Consider the following 12897-nt stretch of genomic DNA (forward strand, 5'->3'; position numbering starts at 1 on the left):
GTTTTGCTATTCGTGAAGGTGGTCGTACTGTTGGTGCCGGTATCGTCTCTAAGATCATTGAATAAATAATGCTTGTTGAGTGCTTTCATTATTGAAGGCACTTTGTATAACAGGGAAATAAAGAGCATGAACAGTCAAAATATTCGCATTCGCTTAAAAGCGTTTGATCATAGAATTCTTGATACGTCGACGCGTGAGATTGTATCGACTGCTAAACGTACCGGTGCAAATGTCCGTGGTCCCATTCCGCTTCCGACGCGGATTGAGAAGTTTACGGTCAATCGTGGACCGCATATCGATAAGAAGAGTCGTGAGCAGTTTGAGATGCGAACACATAAGCGTCTTCTTGATATTGTTGATCCAACGCCGCAAACAGTGGATGCGCTTATGAAGCTCGATCTTTCTGCTGGTGTGGATGTAGAAATTAAGCTCTGAGGTTTGAGGACAGAAGGAACAGACCCGATGCGTTCAGGTGTAATAGCACAGAAGCTGGGCATGACCCGTATTTATAATGATGCTGGTGAGCATGTGCCGGTGACCGTACTTCGTTTGGAGAATTGTCAAGTCGTTGCTCAGCGTACAGTTGAAAAGAATGGTTATACTGCTGTTCAATTAGGTGTAGGCTTTGCTAAGGTTAAGAATACTTCACAAGCTCTTCGTGGACATTTTGCTAAGGCTTCTGTTGAGCCTAAAGCTAAAATAGCAGAGTTTCGTGTAAGTCCCGACAATCTTCTTGATGTTGGTACTGAGATTACGGTGGAACATTTTGTTCCAGGACAAAGAGTTGATGTGACTGGTACCAGTATTGGTAAGGGGTTTGCTGGTGTTATGAAACGACATAACTTTGGTGGGCATCGTGCTTCCCATGGTAATTCGATTACACATCGTGCTCATGGTTCTACAGGGCAGTGTCAAGATCCTGGTAAAGTTTTTAAAGGTAAAAAAATGGCTGGCCATATGGGGCAAGTGCGTGTAACAACACAGAATATTGAAGTTATTTCCACGGATAGTGAACGTGGTTTAATTTTAGTGCGTGGTGCTGTTTCTGGTTCTAAAGGTTCTTGGATTTTGGTACGGGATGCTGTGAAGAAGCCTCTTCCTGATAATGCTCCAAAGCCTGCTGGTATTCGCCGTCTTGTGAAGGAGAAAACGGAAATGGTTACTCCGGTGACGGAAACCTCTGAAGTTGAGGGAGCCTAATAATGGATCTTGTAATTAAAACTCTTGATGGTAATGAAGCTGGCAAATTAAAGGTTTCTGAAGCTATTTTTGATCTTGTTCCACGTGAGGATATTTTGCAACGTGTTGTTCGTTGGCAGCTTGCACGTCGTCAGCAGGGGAGTCATCAATCCCAAGGTCGTTCTGATGTGTCGCGAACAGGGGCAAAAATGTTTAAGCAAAAAGGAACTGGGCGTGCTCGACATTCATCTGCCCGTGCACCGCAGTTTAGAGGTGGGGGTAAGGCACATGGACCAGTGGTTCGTAGTCATGCGCATGATCTTCCTAAAAAGATTCGTGCTCTTGGGTTACGTCTTGCTTTATCTGCAAAATTAAAAGCAAAAGACTTAATTATTGTGGATGAGTTGACTGTTAAGGATGCGAAAACGAAAATGCTTGTTTCTCATTTTTCTAAGCTTGGATTTAATAACGCTCTCTTGATTGGTGGTAAAGAGATTGATATTAACTTTTTTCGTGCAGTCTCTAATATCCCTAATATTGATATTTTGCCTATTCAGGGAATTAATGTTTATGATATTTTGCGTCGCAGCAAACTTGTTTTATCAAAGGCAGCTGTTGAGGCTCTTGAGGAGCGTTTTAAATGACAGATCTTCGCCATTATGATATAATTATTAGTCCAGTTATTACTGAAAAGTCGACTATGATTTCTGAATGTAATCAAGTTGCTTTTAATGTCGCGCCGAAAGCGACGAAGCCTGAGATTAAGGCTGCTATTGAAGCGCTTTTTAGCGTAAAAGTTAAAGCAGTTAACACGATAGTCCGTAAGGGTAAAGTGAAGCGTTTCAAAGGTATAGTTGGTCGGCAAAGTGATGTCAAAAAAGCGATCGTAACTCTGGCCAATGGTCAGACTATCGACGTTTCGACAGGTCTTTAAAGAGGCTCGGAGATAGGAATAATGGCACTTAAGCAATTTAATCCAACGACACCTGGGCAGCGTCAGCTTGTTATTGTGGAACGTTCTTGTCTTTATAAGGGAAAACCTATAAAGATGTTGACTGAAGGTTTGTCTTCAAAGGGTGGACGCAATAATCGCGGTCGTGTTACTGCTCGTTTTCAGGGTGGTGGACATAAACGTAGTTATCGGTTTGTCGACTTTAAGCGTCTTAAACGTGATGTTTCGGCAAAGGTTGAGCGTTTAGAATATGATCCTAACCGTACTGCTTTTATTGCTTTAATTCGCTATGAGGACGGGCAATTGAGTTATATTCTTGCGCCACAGCGTCTTGCGGTTGGTGATTCTGTTATGGCTGGTTTAAATGTGGATGTTAAACCAGGTAATGCTATGCCTCTTGCTAATATGCCTGTAGGTACAATTATTCATAATGTTGAGATGAAGCCAGGAAAAGGGGGGCAGATTGCACGTTCAGCGGGTACTTATGCGCAGTTGGTTGGACGAGATCATGGTATGGCTATTCTTCGTTTAAATTCTGGTGAACAGCGTTTGGTTCCTAGTAGCTGTTTTGCAACTGTTGGTGCTGTTTCAAATCCTGATCATGGGAATATTAATGATGGTAAGGCAGGTCGGTCACGTTGGCGTGGTAAACGTCCACATGTTCGTGGTGTTGCTATGAACCCCGTTGATCATCCGCACGGTGGTGGTGAAGGTCGTACATCGGGGGGGCGCCATCCAGTATCTCCTTGGGGTAAGCCTACGAAAGGTAAGCGTACGCGCTCCAATAAAGCCACTGATAAATTTATTATGCGTACGCGTCATCAACGCAAGAAATGAGAGAGGTAGTCTGAAGTGGTTCGTTCAGTGTGGAAAGGTCCGTTTGTTGACGGCTATCTTCTTGGTAAAGCAGAGAAGGTACGTGCAAGTGGGCGCAATGAAGTTATAAAAATATGGAGTCGTCGCTCTACTATTTTACCGCAATTTGTTGGTTTAACTTTTGGTGTTTACAACGGTAATAAGCATATTCCTGTTTCTGTTTCTGAAGAGATGGTTGGACATAAGTTTGGTGAGTTCGCTCCTACCCGGACTTATTATGGTCATGGTGCCGATAAAAAAGCGAAGAGGAAATAGGAATGGGAAAAGCTAAAGTTTCGCGCCAGCTTAGAGATAATGAAGCAAGAGCTGTCACGCGGACAATTCGTGTTAGTCCGCAGAAGCTTAATTTAGTTGCTGCAATGATTCGTGGTAAAAGAGTTAATGTAGCACTCGCTGATTTGATGTTTTCACGCAAGCGTATTGCTGCTACTGTGAAAAAAACGCTTGAATCAGCAATTGCAAATGCAGAGAATAACCACGATCTTGATATTGATTCGCTTATTGTGGCGGAAGCTTATGTTGGTAAGTCGATAGTGATGAAGCGCTTTCATGTTCGTGGTCGAGGGCGTGCTAGTAGAATTGAACGTCCATTTTCGCATCTTACTGTTATTGTTCGTGAAGTTACCGAAAAAGTGGAGGCCGCGTAATGGGTCAGAAGATCAATCCAATAGGACTTCGTCTTGGTGTTAATCGGACTTGGGATTCTCGTTGGTATGCTGATAGTGGTGAATATGGGCGCCTTCTTCATGAAGATTTGAAAATTCGTTCATATGTGCTGGAGGAGCTTAAACAGGCGGCTATTTCGAAGGTTGTTATTGAGCGTCCTCATAAGAAGTGTCGTATTACGATTCATTCTGCACGTCCTGGTTTGATTATTGGTAAAAAGGGTGCTGATATCGAAAAGCTTCGTCGTAAGCTCTCAGAAATGACGGATGCTGAAACTTCATTAAATATTGTGGAGATTCGTAAACCGGAGATTGATGCCACGATTATTGCGCAATCAATTGCTCAACAGTTAGAGCGTCGTGTTGCTTTTCGTCGTGCAATGAAGCGTGCTGTTCAGTCTGCTATGCGTCTTGGTGCGGAAGGTATTCGTATCAATTGTTCTGGCCGTCTTGGTGGTGCTGAAATTGCTCGTATGGAATGGTATCGTGAAGGTCGTGTTCCACTTCATACCTTGCGTTCTGATGTTGATTACGGTACAGCAGAAGCTAAGACCGCTTATGGTATTTGTGGTATTAAAGTTTGGGTCTTTAAGGGTGAGATTCTTGAGCATGATCCGATGGCTTCAGAACGTCGTGCTACGGAAGTTGATCAATCTGGTTCTTCATCGAATCGTCGCCGTGAAAATGCTTAGTTTTTGAGATTGAACTAAAATTTGGAGTAGAGAACAATGTTGCAGCCAAAGCGCACAAAGTTCCGTAAACAGTTCAAGGGCCGTATTCACGGTGTTGCGAAGGGTGGTACGGATTTGAATTTCGGTGCCTACGGTTTGAAGGCTGTTGAGCCGGAGCGGATTACTGCTCGTCAAATTGAAGCGGCGCGCCGTGCGATTACGCGTTATATGAAGCGTTCTGGTCGTGTGTGGATTCGCATTTTTCCAGATCTTCCGGTTACGTCTAAACCGACTGAAGTTCGTATGGGTAAAGGTAAGGGAAGTGTCGATTATTGGGCTGCACGTGTTTCTCCTGGACGCATCATGTTTGAGCTTGATGGAGTTCCTGAGGATGTTGCACGTGAAGCACTAAGATTGGGTGCTGCAAAGTTGCCTATAAAAACGCGTTTCATCCAGCGTATTGCTGAATAATGAGGTTAAGCGATGAAAGCCACAGAATTACGGGCGCAAACGCTCGACCAAATGAAAGATGAATTGGCTAAGTTAAAGAAAGAGCAATTTAATTTGCGTTTTCAAAAAGCAACAGGTCAATTAGAAAAGACTGCGCGTGTTAGACAAGTTCGTCGTGATATTGCGCGTATTAAAACTTTTCTTCGTCAAAAGGTAAGTGAAAGTAAGGTTTAAGGAAATGAGAGATGCCTAAACGCGTTTTGCAGGGTGTTGTTATTAGCGACAAAAGTGATAAGACTGTTGTTGTCAAAGTTGAGCGCCGTTATTCTCATCCGCTTCTTAAGAAGACTGTTCGGCAGTCCAAAAATTATAAAGCGCATGACGAAAACAACCAATTCAAGATTGGGGATCAAGTTTCTATTCAAGAATCTAGACCAATTTCGAAAGATAAATGTTGGATTGTTGTAAAAGACAATGTAGCGTAATGAGTTAAGTTTATTGTTTTAGAATTTAACAGTGTTTTTATCATTGATAAATTTAAAGGCGATGACTTTATCGTTATTTGGCAGGCAAATCCGAGTGTATAAAAGGTACAATCGGATATATGTGTTAAGAGAAGGTGGCCAGTCATGATTCAGATGCAAACAAACCTCGACGTTGCTGATAATTCTGGTGCTCGTCGTGTCATGTGCATCAAGGTGTTAGGCGGTTCAAAGCGGAAATATGCTTCGGTCGGTGACATTATTGTTGTTTCGGTTAAGGATGCTATTCCTCGTGGCCGTGTTAAAAAAGGTGATGTTATGAAAGCTGTTGTGGTTCGTACTGCTAAGGATATTCGTCGCGCAGATGGTAGTGTCATTCGTTTTGATAGTAATGCTGCGGTTTTAGTGGATAATAAAAAAGAGCCGATCGGTACTCGTATCTTTGGACCTGTTCCCCGCGAATTGCGTGGTAGGAATCATATGAAGATCATCTCGCTCGCTCCTGAAGTTCTGTAAGGAGTAAATGTTATGCAGAAGATTCGAAAAGGTGATAAAGTTGTTGTTTTATCCGGTAAGGATAAAGGATGTAGTGGTGAGGTAATTAAGGTTAGTCCAAAAGAGAATAAGGCTTTTGTTCGTGGGATTAATATGATTAAACGTCATCAACGTCAAACGCAGAAGCAAGAAGCTGGAATTATTTCTAAAGAAGCTCCGATTCATCTGTCTAATTTGGCGATTGCTGATCCTAAAGATGGTAAGCCTACACGTGTAGGCTTTCGTATGAATGCAGATGGTAATAAAGTGCGTTTTGCCAAGCGTTCGGGAGAGTTGATTAATGGCTGAGGAAAGACAAATACCGCGTATGAAAGCGCATTATTTTGAAGTGATTCGTAAAGCGCTTCAAGAGAAGTTTAATTACAGAAATGCGATGCAAATTCCGCGGATTGATAAAATTGTAATAAATATGGGGATAGGTGAAGCAACTGCTGATTCGAAGAAGCCTTCCCTTGCTGCTGAGGATTTAGGGCTCATAACAGGTCAGAAGGCTGTTGTTACACGTGCGCGTAATTCTATTGCGACCTTTAAGGTTCGTGAAGGAATGCCTCTTGGGGCTAAAGTTACATTGCGTAAAGATCGTATGTTTGAGTTTTTAGATCGTCTTGTTACGATTGCTCTTCCGAGGGTTCGTGACTTTCGTGGTTTGAATCCAAAGAGTTTTGATGGTCGTGGCAATTTTGCTATGGGTATTAAAGAACACATTGTGTTTCCAGAAATCAACTATGATAAAGTTGATCAAATTTGGGGCATGGATATTATTGTTTGTACGACAGCAAAAACGGATGATGAGGCTCGTGAGTTATTGCGTGCTTTTAATTTTCCTTTTCGTTCGTAACGGCAGACATAGTGAGGTGAAAGTATGGCCAAAGTAAGTGCCGTTGAAAAAAATAAGCGTCGTGAGGTGATGGTAAAGCGTTATGCTGCCCGTCGTGCACGTTTGAAAGCAATAGTTATGGATCAGAAGGTTTCTCTTGAAGAACGTTTTAAAGCTTCTGTTCAGTTGGCAGAGTTGCCGCGTAATTCTTCGAAAGTTCGTATTCGTAATCGCTGTGAGGTTTCAGGTCGTCCGCGGGCTTATTATCGTAAATTAAAAATGTCGCGAATTGCGTTGCGTGAGCTTGGCTCTATTGGCCATATTCCTGGTATTGTAAAGTCTAGTTGGTAAGAGGAGATTATTTAATGTCTATGTCAGATCCTCTTGGTGATATGTTAACACGTATTCGTAATGCACTTGGTCGTAAAAAAGGTAAAGTAGTTACTCCAGCTTCGAAGCTTCGTGCGCACGTTCTTGATGTTCTTCAGTCGGAAGGTTATATTCGTGGATATAATCAAATTGATTTAGGTGATGGGAAAGCTGAAATTGAAATCGAATTGAAGTATTTTGAAGGGCTGGCTGCTATTCGTGAGATTTCACGTGTATCAAAGCCAGGTCGTCGTGTGTATGTTTCTGCTAAGTCACTTCCACAGGTGGCAAATGGTCTTGGTATTTCGATTTTATCGACTCCTAAAGGCGTCATGGCAGATCATGAGGCGCGTGAACAGAATGTTGGTGGAGAACTCCTTTGTCGTGTTTTCTAAGTTATGTCAAGAAAACGGAAGAAAAAGTAGGTTAGAACAATGTCTCGTATTGGAAAGAAACCCATTTCAATTCCTTCTGGAGTTACTGCTACTGTTGAAGGTCAGCTGGTTAAGGCAAAAGGTCCAAAAGGTGAGCTGAGCTACGTCGTCAATGATGAAGTCTTAGTCAAGTTTGAGGAAAATATCATATCAGTTATGCCGCGGGATCAGTCAAAAGATGCGCGTTCTAAATGGGGTATGTCGCGCTCAATGATTGAGAACATTTTTTGTGGTGTGAAGGATGGTTTTGAAAAGAGGTTGGAGATTAATGGGGTTGGTTATCGTGCTGCTTTGCAGGGTAAGGATGTCCAACTATCTCTAGGCTTTTCCCATGATGTGGTTTATAAAGTTCCATCGGGTGTTACTGTAACTGTTCCTAAGCCGACAGAAATTGTTGTTTCTGGAATTGATAAACAGCAAGTTGGACAAGTTGCAGCGGAGATTCGTGAGTATCGTAGACCTGAGCCTTATAAAGGTAAAGGTGTTAAGCATGCAGATGAACGTATCTTCCGTAAAGAAGGTAAAAAGAAATAAGGATTTTGTATTATGGTTTCATCTAAGGACATTATCCAACGTCGTGCAAGGCGTGTTCGTCGTAGAATTAAAGTGGTTTCTCATGATCGTCCTCGGCTTAGTGTTTATCGTTCAAATCAGAACATTTATGCTCAAGTTATCGATGATTTGCGGGGATGTACACTTGTTTCAGCCTCTACTCTTGAAAGTGATTTAAAAAAGTCGTTAAAGAGTGGTGCTGATAAAAAAGCAGCTTTTGCTGTTGGTAAGTTAATTGCTGAGCGTGCGAAGCAAGCGGGTGTTAATGAAGTGGTTTTTGATCGTGGAGCGTATGTGTATCATGGTCGAGTCAAGGCTTTAGCTGAAGCTGCTCGTGAAGGTGGTTTGAATTTCTAAAATTTCTTATTTGTGAGTGAGTAAGGAGAGTTTAGAGTATTTCGTTTAAGTTCTTCCAGTTTGATGAGGGACTTTGTTATCGTGCTTCCGGAAAAGAAAAAGGAATGAGGAATGGCACAAAAAGAACGTGGTGAGAGAGAAGAACGCGATAATGAGTTTGTCGATAGGCTAGTTCATATCAATCGTGTTGCTAAAGTTGTAAAGGGTGGTCGGCGTTTTGGTTTTGCTGCTCTTGTTGTTGTTGGAGATCAAAAAGGGCGTGTAGGTTTTGGACATGGTAAAGCCCGTGAAGTTCCAGAAGCCGTTCGTAAAGCAACGGAATCTGCAAAACGTGGGATGATTTATGTTCCGCTTCGGTCTGGACGTACATTGCACCATGATCTTGAAGGGCGTCACGGAGCTGGGCGTGTTTTACTACGTTCGGCTTCTGCTGGTACTGGTATTATTGCTGGGGGACCGATGCGTGCTATTTTTGAAGCTCTTGGTATGCAGGATGTCGTTGCAAAATCATTGGGATCGTCTAATCCTTATAACATGGTTCGTGCAACATTTGATGCATTGAAACATCAAATGCATCCTAGAGATATTGCTGCTCAACGTGGTATAAAATATTCGACTTTGCAGGCGCGTCGTCGCCATTTAGTTGACCTAGAAGGATAGTTTCTGAGATTATCAGAAAAGGAATTAGGAAATGGTTCAGAAAAAATCTCGGAGTGGTAAAACTATCACGGTGGAGCAAATTGGAAGCCCTATTCGAAACTCACAGATTCAGCGTGCAACCTTAAAGGGGCTTGGACTAAATAAAATGCGTCGTCGGCGCGTTTTAGATGATACACTTTGTGTGCGGGGTATGATTGCTCAGGTTCGGCATCTTGTTCGCGTTATAGATGAAGGTTAAGGGTTGCGGGAGTATTAGATATGAAACTCAATGAACTGCGTGATTGTGAAGGCGCAACAAAAAATCGTAAGCGTGTTGGGCGTGGTATTGGTTCCGGTACGGGTAAGACTGGTGGTCGTGGTGTAAAAGGGCAAAAGTCGCGCTCTGGTGTTTCCCTTAATGGTTTTGAAGGTGGGCAAATGCCTATCTATCGTCGTTTGCCAAAACGTGGATTTAGAAATTTCTTTGCCAAAACCTACAATGAAGTTTCACTAGGACGTATTCAGTTGGCAGTTGATGCAGGTAAGTTGAATATTGAAAAGCCTGTTGATATGATTGCTTTGAAAGAAGCTGGTATTATTCGTCGTGAAAAAGATGGGGTTCGTCTTCTTTCTGATGGTGATTTGAAGGCTAAGATTACCTTTCATGTTTCTGGTGCTTCACAAGCTGCTCGTGTTAAGATTGAAAAAGTGGGTGGTCAGGTTATTTTTCCTGATATTGCTCAATAATTTTTTAATATGAGTAGAGACCTAAAGAAGAGTTACATCTGTTCTGTGGGATTTTTTGTGGAGAGTTTTTTAAGTTCTGCATTTATTTGTGTATGCATATATGAATTTTAGGGTTATACTTCTGTGATTTAAAGAACTGGAGTAGTGAAGTGGAGACGTTTTATGGCATCAGCAGCAGAGCAATTTGCTTCCAATATAAACTTCGGTACCTTTTCTCGTGCAACTGAATTAAAGAAACGCATCTGGTTTACTCTGGCAGCGCTTCTTGTATATCGCTTTGGCACTTACATCTCTCTTCCAGGTATTAATATCGATGCTTTACGGCAAACATTCGAACATCACGCGTCGGGTGTATTAGGACTCTTTAATATGTTTGCTGGGGGTGCCGTTGGGCGTATGGCTATTTTTGCGCTAGGTATCATGCCTTATATATCGGCATCTATTATTGTGCAATTGTTAACATCTATTATTCCTTCTTTGGAAACTCTTAAAAAAGAAGGGGAATTAGGTCGTAAGATTATCAATCAATATACGCGTTATGTAACAGTAGTATTGGCGATTCTACAAGCTTTTGGTATTGCGGTTGCGCTTGAAAGCGGTATAGGGACGGGGCTTCAAATTGTTTTAGAACCAGGTCTTATGTTTCGTATTTCTTCTGTTATTACCCTTGTTGGCGGAACGATGTTTCTCATGTGGCTTGGCGAGCAAATTACGTCACGTGGTGTTGGTAATGGGGTTTCTCTTATCATTTTTACAGGGATTGTAGCCAATTTCCCTTCTACTTTTGCTCAGCTTTTGACAGCTCATAGTCAGGCTGATTTATCAACTTTTCTTTTAATAGGAATCGTTCTTATTGCTGTTTTGGTTATTGGGCTTATTGTTTTTATAGAGCGTGCGCAACGGCGAATTCTTATCCAGTATCCAAAACGTCAGGTCGGGAATCAAATGTTTCAAGGAGATATGTCGCATCTTCCTTTAAAGTTGAATACTGCTGGTGTTATTCCACCTATTTTTGCTTCCTCTTTATTATTATTACCTGCCACTATTAATAATTTTTCTGATAAAATGCCACAATGGGTTCAGTCGATTTCTTATGCTCTTGGTCATGGACAGCCACTTTATATGATTGTTTATGCATTTTTAATGGCGTTTTTTTGCTTTTTTTATACAGCTATTGTGTTTAATCCAAGTGATACTGCAGATCAGTTGAAAAAGCATTCTGGTTTTATTCCAGGGATTCGTCCAGGTGAGCGTACAGCCGAGTATATTGATTACGTTTTGACGCGTATTACTGTTGTGGGCGCTGTTTATATTATCTTGGTTTGTTTGTTACCTGAATTTATGATATCTGCATTGCAGGTTCCTTTTTATCTTGGGGGAACATCCTTGTTGATTGTTGTTACTGTTACGCTTGATACGGTTGCTCAAATTCAGGGGTATCTTGTTGCCCACCAATATGAAGGGTTGATAAAAAAATCAAAACTTCGTGGAGGTAGAAGGAATCGATGAGAGTTATTCTTTTAGGTCCTCCTGGAGCGGGAAAAGGTACGCAAGCAAAAATGTTGACTGAGGAATATAACATTCCTCATTTATCAACAGGGGATATGTTGCGTGAGGTGATTGCCAAAGAAACGGAGATTGGTAAAAAAGCTAAAGCTATTATAAGTTCTGGTGCTTTGGTTCCTGATAATATTGTTAACCAAATCGTATCAGATCGGATTGATGAAACTGATTGTGTAAACGGTTTTGTTTTGGATGGATATCCTCGAACTGTGGGGCAGGCAGAAGCGTTACAACGGATTTTGCAGTCAAAAAATATGCGGCTTGATGCTGTTATTGAGTTGTGTGTTGATGAAGACGTGTTGATTGAACGTATGAAGAAGCGCGTTGAGGAAACAATAGCGGCTGGTGGACAGGTTCGTTTAGATGACAATCCTGTTGCTTTTACAAAAAGATTAGTAGAATATCGTGAAAAAACCGCTCCCTTATCAAAATTTTATTCAGAGAGGGGAATGTTGAGGGTCATTGATGGAATGATTGGTATTACTGAAGTGACACGCATGATTAGAGGTTTTCTTTCATGAGATTTTTTTTTAGGAATAAATGAAAAGAGTTGACTTTTGAGATGAAATCTATAACAAATAAATTTAATTTATTTTAGTGAAATAATAGGATTCGGAAGAATTTTTTTCTGAGTCTATTTTTTTCTGTAAGGTATATCAGGTATTTTATAACAATTTGTCAAAATAACTAAGGAGAGTAGGCGTGGCTCGTATTGCTGGCGTCAATATCCCGACAAATAAGCGTGTAATTATTGCGCTTCAATATATCCACGGGATTGGACCAAAATTTGCTCAAGAAATTATTGAAAGAGTTGGCATTCCCTTGGGGCGTCGTGTGCATGAGCTTTCAGATGCTGAGGTGCTGCAGATTCGTGAGGCGATAGATCAAGGCTATCAAGTTGAAGGTGATCTTCGTCGTGAGGTTGCTATGAATGTTAAACGTTTGATGGACCTTGGTTGTTATCGAGGATTGCGTCATCGCCGGTCTTTGCCTGTCCGAGGGCAGCGTACACATACAAATGCTCGTACGCGTAAAGGACCAGCTAAGGCAATTGCCGGTAAAAAGAAATAAGAGCCTTTTTGGAAGGTTTTTATATATTCTGTTTCTTGTTTGATTGTTTTGACAAGGAAAAGAAGGTGGAGCTGCTGATGTTACGGCAGTGATGAGATCGTTGAAAGGGAAATTATGGCCAAGGAAGCCACACGTGTTCGTCGTCGCGAACGTAAAAATATTTCATCGGGTGTTGTGCATATTAATTCAACATTTAATAACACAATGATTACTATTACTGATGCTCAGGGTAATGCAATTGCTTGGTCATCTGCGGGGGCTCAGGGGTTTAAAGGTGCGCGTAAATCGACACCTTTTGCTGCTCAAGTTGCTGCGGAGGATTGTGCAAGAAAAGCGCAAGAGCATGGTATGCGTTCTTTGGAAGTTGAAGTTTGTGGACCTGGATCAGGGCGTGAATCTGCTCTACGTGCATTGCAATCTGTTGGTTTTGTCATTACTTCTATTCGTGATGTAACACCAATTCCTCATAATGGATGTCGTCCGCGGAAAAGGCGGCGTGTTTAATTGGGTGTTGTTTT

Annotated in this window: 25 protein-coding genes and 1 pseudogene; all 26 read left to right on the forward strand. The window is 41.7% G+C overall.

The window, feature by feature from the left end:
- Nucleotides 1-65 (forward strand): annotated as a pseudogene (locus ACFIKY_RS06195) (elongation factor Tu); the annotation flags it as partial.
- A gap of 61 nt (nt 66-126) precedes the next feature.
- The gene (gene rpsJ / locus ACFIKY_RS06200; protein ID WP_005773267.1) at nt 127-435 is read left to right on the forward strand and encodes a 30S ribosomal protein S10; all 309 of its coding nucleotides are present in this window, start codon (nt 127-129) and stop codon (nt 433-435) included.
- A gap of 27 nt (nt 436-462) precedes the next feature.
- A complete protein-coding gene (gene rplC / locus ACFIKY_RS06205) occupies nt 463-1200 on the forward strand; it encodes a 50S ribosomal protein L3 (RefSeq protein WP_375635841.1) in 738 nt (245 codons plus the stop codon).
- A 2-nt stretch (nt 1201-1202) separates the two neighbouring features.
- A complete protein-coding gene (gene rplD / locus ACFIKY_RS06210; protein WP_015856586.1) occupies nt 1203-1823 on the forward strand; it encodes a 50S ribosomal protein L4 in 621 nt (206 codons plus the stop codon).
- Nucleotides 1820-2113 carry a 50S ribosomal protein L23 gene (locus ACFIKY_RS06215; RefSeq protein WP_375635842.1) on the forward strand — a complete coding sequence of 98 codons (294 nt, stop codon included), beginning with the start codon at nt 1820-1822 and terminating at the stop codon, nt 2111-2113. The genes rplD and ACFIKY_RS06215 overlap by 4 nt, the downstream gene beginning before the upstream one ends.
- Before the next feature lie 21 nt (nt 2114-2134).
- Nucleotides 2135-2968 (forward strand): 50S ribosomal protein L2, encoded by an 834-nt coding sequence (gene rplB / locus ACFIKY_RS06220; protein WP_273788259.1) that lies wholly within the window; start codon nt 2135-2137, stop codon nt 2966-2968.
- Between the two features lie 15 nt (nt 2969-2983).
- On the forward strand, nt 2984-3262 hold the full coding sequence (gene rpsS, locus ACFIKY_RS06225; RefSeq protein WP_004855734.1) for a 30S ribosomal protein S19: 279 nt from the start codon (nt 2984-2986) through the stop codon (nt 3260-3262).
- A 2-nt stretch (nt 3263-3264) separates the two neighbouring features.
- Nucleotides 3265-3654 (forward strand): 50S ribosomal protein L22, encoded by a 390-nt coding sequence (rplV, locus tag ACFIKY_RS06230; protein ID WP_208439680.1) that lies wholly within the window; start codon nt 3265-3267, stop codon nt 3652-3654.
- Nucleotides 3654-4364 (forward strand): 30S ribosomal protein S3, encoded by a 711-nt coding sequence (gene rpsC, locus ACFIKY_RS06235; RefSeq protein ID WP_015856582.1) that lies wholly within the window; start codon nt 3654-3656, stop codon nt 4362-4364. Before rplV ends, rpsC begins: the two co-directional genes overlap by 1 nt.
- A 36-nt stretch (nt 4365-4400) precedes the next feature.
- The gene (gene rplP / locus ACFIKY_RS06240) at nt 4401-4814 is read left to right on the forward strand and encodes a 50S ribosomal protein L16 (protein WP_375635843.1); all 414 of its coding nucleotides are present in this window, start codon (nt 4401-4403) and stop codon (nt 4812-4814) included.
- 12 nt (nt 4815-4826) lie between these two features.
- The gene (gene rpmC, locus ACFIKY_RS06245) at nt 4827-5027 is read left to right on the forward strand and encodes a 50S ribosomal protein L29 (RefSeq protein WP_273788260.1); all 201 of its coding nucleotides are present in this window, start codon (nt 4827-4829) and stop codon (nt 5025-5027) included.
- Nucleotides 5028-5038: 11 nt separating this feature from the next.
- Nucleotides 5039-5278, forward strand: coding sequence for a 30S ribosomal protein S17 (rpsQ, locus tag ACFIKY_RS06250; RefSeq protein ID WP_012231991.1), 240 nt, complete (start codon nt 5039-5041; stop codon nt 5276-5278).
- A 144-nt stretch (nt 5279-5422) separates the two neighbouring features.
- Nucleotides 5423-5791, forward strand: a complete 369-nt coding sequence (gene rplN, locus ACFIKY_RS06255) for a 50S ribosomal protein L14 (RefSeq protein WP_004855715.1) — start codon at nt 5423-5425, stop codon at nt 5789-5791.
- Nucleotides 5792-5803: 12 nt separating this feature from the next.
- Nucleotides 5804-6118, forward strand: coding sequence for a 50S ribosomal protein L24 (gene rplX, locus ACFIKY_RS06260; RefSeq protein ID WP_015856579.1), 315 nt, complete (start codon nt 5804-5806; stop codon nt 6116-6118).
- The gene (rplE, locus tag ACFIKY_RS06265; RefSeq protein ID WP_015856578.1) at nt 6111-6668 is read left to right on the forward strand and encodes a 50S ribosomal protein L5; all 558 of its coding nucleotides are present in this window, start codon (nt 6111-6113) and stop codon (nt 6666-6668) included. The genes rplX and rplE overlap by 8 nt, the downstream gene beginning before the upstream one ends.
- Nucleotides 6669-6692: 24 nt before the next feature.
- On the forward strand, nt 6693-6998 hold the full coding sequence (rpsN, locus tag ACFIKY_RS06270; RefSeq protein WP_005773283.1) for a 30S ribosomal protein S14: 306 nt from the start codon (nt 6693-6695) through the stop codon (nt 6996-6998).
- Between the two features lie 14 nt (nt 6999-7012).
- On the forward strand, nt 7013-7411 hold the full coding sequence (rpsH, locus tag ACFIKY_RS06275; protein WP_015856577.1) for a 30S ribosomal protein S8: 399 nt from the start codon (nt 7013-7015) through the stop codon (nt 7409-7411).
- A 39-nt stretch (nt 7412-7450) separates the two neighbouring features.
- On the forward strand, nt 7451-7984 hold the full coding sequence (gene rplF / locus ACFIKY_RS06280; protein WP_015856576.1) for a 50S ribosomal protein L6: 534 nt from the start codon (nt 7451-7453) through the stop codon (nt 7982-7984).
- Nucleotides 7985-7996: 12 nt separating this feature from the next.
- A complete protein-coding gene (gene rplR / locus ACFIKY_RS06285) occupies nt 7997-8359 on the forward strand; it encodes a 50S ribosomal protein L18 (protein WP_375635844.1) in 363 nt (120 codons plus the stop codon).
- A gap of 111 nt (nt 8360-8470) precedes the next feature.
- Nucleotides 8471-9019, forward strand: a complete 549-nt coding sequence (rpsE, locus tag ACFIKY_RS06290; protein ID WP_015856574.1) for a 30S ribosomal protein S5 — start codon at nt 8471-8473, stop codon at nt 9017-9019.
- A gap of 31 nt (nt 9020-9050) precedes the next feature.
- Complete coding sequence (rpmD, locus tag ACFIKY_RS06295) at nt 9051-9257, forward strand: 50S ribosomal protein L30 (protein ID WP_375635845.1); 207 nt, start codon at nt 9051-9053, stop codon at nt 9255-9257.
- Between the two features lie 20 nt (nt 9258-9277).
- Nucleotides 9278-9745, forward strand: a complete 468-nt coding sequence (gene rplO / locus ACFIKY_RS06300) for a 50S ribosomal protein L15 (protein ID WP_015856572.1) — start codon at nt 9278-9280, stop codon at nt 9743-9745.
- Nucleotides 9746-9907: 162 nt separating this feature from the next.
- On the forward strand, nt 9908-11254 hold the full coding sequence (gene secY / locus ACFIKY_RS06305; protein WP_375635926.1) for a preprotein translocase subunit SecY: 1347 nt from the start codon (nt 9908-9910) through the stop codon (nt 11252-11254).
- Nucleotides 11251-11829 (forward strand): adenylate kinase, encoded by a 579-nt coding sequence (locus ACFIKY_RS06310; protein ID WP_375644758.1) that lies wholly within the window; start codon nt 11251-11253, stop codon nt 11827-11829. The genes secY and ACFIKY_RS06310 overlap by 4 nt, the downstream gene beginning before the upstream one ends.
- Nucleotides 11830-12010: 181 nt before the next feature.
- On the forward strand, nt 12011-12379 hold the full coding sequence (rpsM, locus tag ACFIKY_RS06315) for a 30S ribosomal protein S13 (RefSeq protein WP_026500557.1): 369 nt from the start codon (nt 12011-12013) through the stop codon (nt 12377-12379).
- Between the two features lie 114 nt (nt 12380-12493).
- Nucleotides 12494-12883, forward strand: a complete 390-nt coding sequence (gene rpsK, locus ACFIKY_RS06320) for a 30S ribosomal protein S11 (protein ID WP_007347762.1) — start codon at nt 12494-12496, stop codon at nt 12881-12883.
- Nucleotides 12884-12897 lie beyond the last annotated feature (14 nt).

The organism is Bartonella sp. CR127HXZ (genome assembly GCF_042194555.1).
Lineage (GTDB): Bacteria > Pseudomonadota > Alphaproteobacteria > Rhizobiales > Rhizobiaceae > Bartonella > Bartonella grahamii.

Excerpts from the sequence above, each read along its gene's own strand:
- rpsJ (WP_005773267.1), top strand. The coding sequence starts at position 127 with ATGAACAGTCAAAATATTCGCATTCGCTTAAAAGCGTTTGATCATAGA.
- rplC (WP_375635841.1), top strand. The coding sequence starts at position 463 with ATGCGTTCAGGTGTAATAGCACAGAAGCTGGGCATGACCCGTATTTAT.
- rplD (WP_015856586.1), top strand. The coding sequence starts at position 1,203 with ATGGATCTTGTAATTAAAACTCTTGATGGTAATGAAGCTGGCAAATTA.
- ACFIKY_RS06215 (WP_375635842.1), top strand. The coding sequence starts at position 1,820 with ATGACAGATCTTCGCCATTATGATATAATTATTAGTCCAGTTATTACT.
- rplB (WP_273788259.1), top strand. The coding sequence starts at position 2,135 with ATGGCACTTAAGCAATTTAATCCAACGACACCTGGGCAGCGTCAGCTT.
- rplV (WP_208439680.1), top strand. The coding sequence starts at position 3,265 with ATGGGAAAAGCTAAAGTTTCGCGCCAGCTTAGAGATAATGAAGCAAGA.
- rpsC (WP_015856582.1), top strand. The coding sequence starts at position 3,654 with ATGGGTCAGAAGATCAATCCAATAGGACTTCGTCTTGGTGTTAATCGG.
- rplP (WP_375635843.1), top strand. The coding sequence starts at position 4,401 with ATGTTGCAGCCAAAGCGCACAAAGTTCCGTAAACAGTTCAAGGGCCGT.
- rpmC (WP_273788260.1), top strand. The coding sequence starts at position 4,827 with ATGAAAGCCACAGAATTACGGGCGCAAACGCTCGACCAAATGAAAGAT.
- rpsQ (WP_012231991.1), top strand. The coding sequence starts at position 5,039 with ATGCCTAAACGCGTTTTGCAGGGTGTTGTTATTAGCGACAAAAGTGAT.
- rplN (WP_004855715.1), top strand. The coding sequence starts at position 5,423 with ATGATTCAGATGCAAACAAACCTCGACGTTGCTGATAATTCTGGTGCT.
- rplX (WP_015856579.1), top strand. The coding sequence starts at position 5,804 with ATGCAGAAGATTCGAAAAGGTGATAAAGTTGTTGTTTTATCCGGTAAG.
- rplE (WP_015856578.1), top strand. The coding sequence starts at position 6,111 with ATGGCTGAGGAAAGACAAATACCGCGTATGAAAGCGCATTATTTTGAA.
- rpsN (WP_005773283.1), top strand. The coding sequence starts at position 6,693 with ATGGCCAAAGTAAGTGCCGTTGAAAAAAATAAGCGTCGTGAGGTGATG.
- rpsH (WP_015856577.1), top strand. The coding sequence starts at position 7,013 with ATGTCTATGTCAGATCCTCTTGGTGATATGTTAACACGTATTCGTAAT.
- rplF (WP_015856576.1), top strand. The coding sequence starts at position 7,451 with ATGTCTCGTATTGGAAAGAAACCCATTTCAATTCCTTCTGGAGTTACT.
- rplR (WP_375635844.1), top strand. The coding sequence starts at position 7,997 with ATGGTTTCATCTAAGGACATTATCCAACGTCGTGCAAGGCGTGTTCGT.
- rpsE (WP_015856574.1), top strand. The coding sequence starts at position 8,471 with ATGGCACAAAAAGAACGTGGTGAGAGAGAAGAACGCGATAATGAGTTT.
- rpmD (WP_375635845.1), top strand. The coding sequence starts at position 9,051 with ATGGTTCAGAAAAAATCTCGGAGTGGTAAAACTATCACGGTGGAGCAA.
- rplO (WP_015856572.1), top strand. The coding sequence starts at position 9,278 with ATGAAACTCAATGAACTGCGTGATTGTGAAGGCGCAACAAAAAATCGT.
- secY (WP_375635926.1), top strand. The coding sequence starts at position 9,908 with ATGGCATCAGCAGCAGAGCAATTTGCTTCCAATATAAACTTCGGTACC.
- ACFIKY_RS06310 (WP_375644758.1), top strand. The coding sequence starts at position 11,251 with ATGAGAGTTATTCTTTTAGGTCCTCCTGGAGCGGGAAAAGGTACGCAA.
- rpsK (WP_007347762.1), top strand. The coding sequence starts at position 12,494 with ATGGCCAAGGAAGCCACACGTGTTCGTCGTCGCGAACGTAAAAATATT.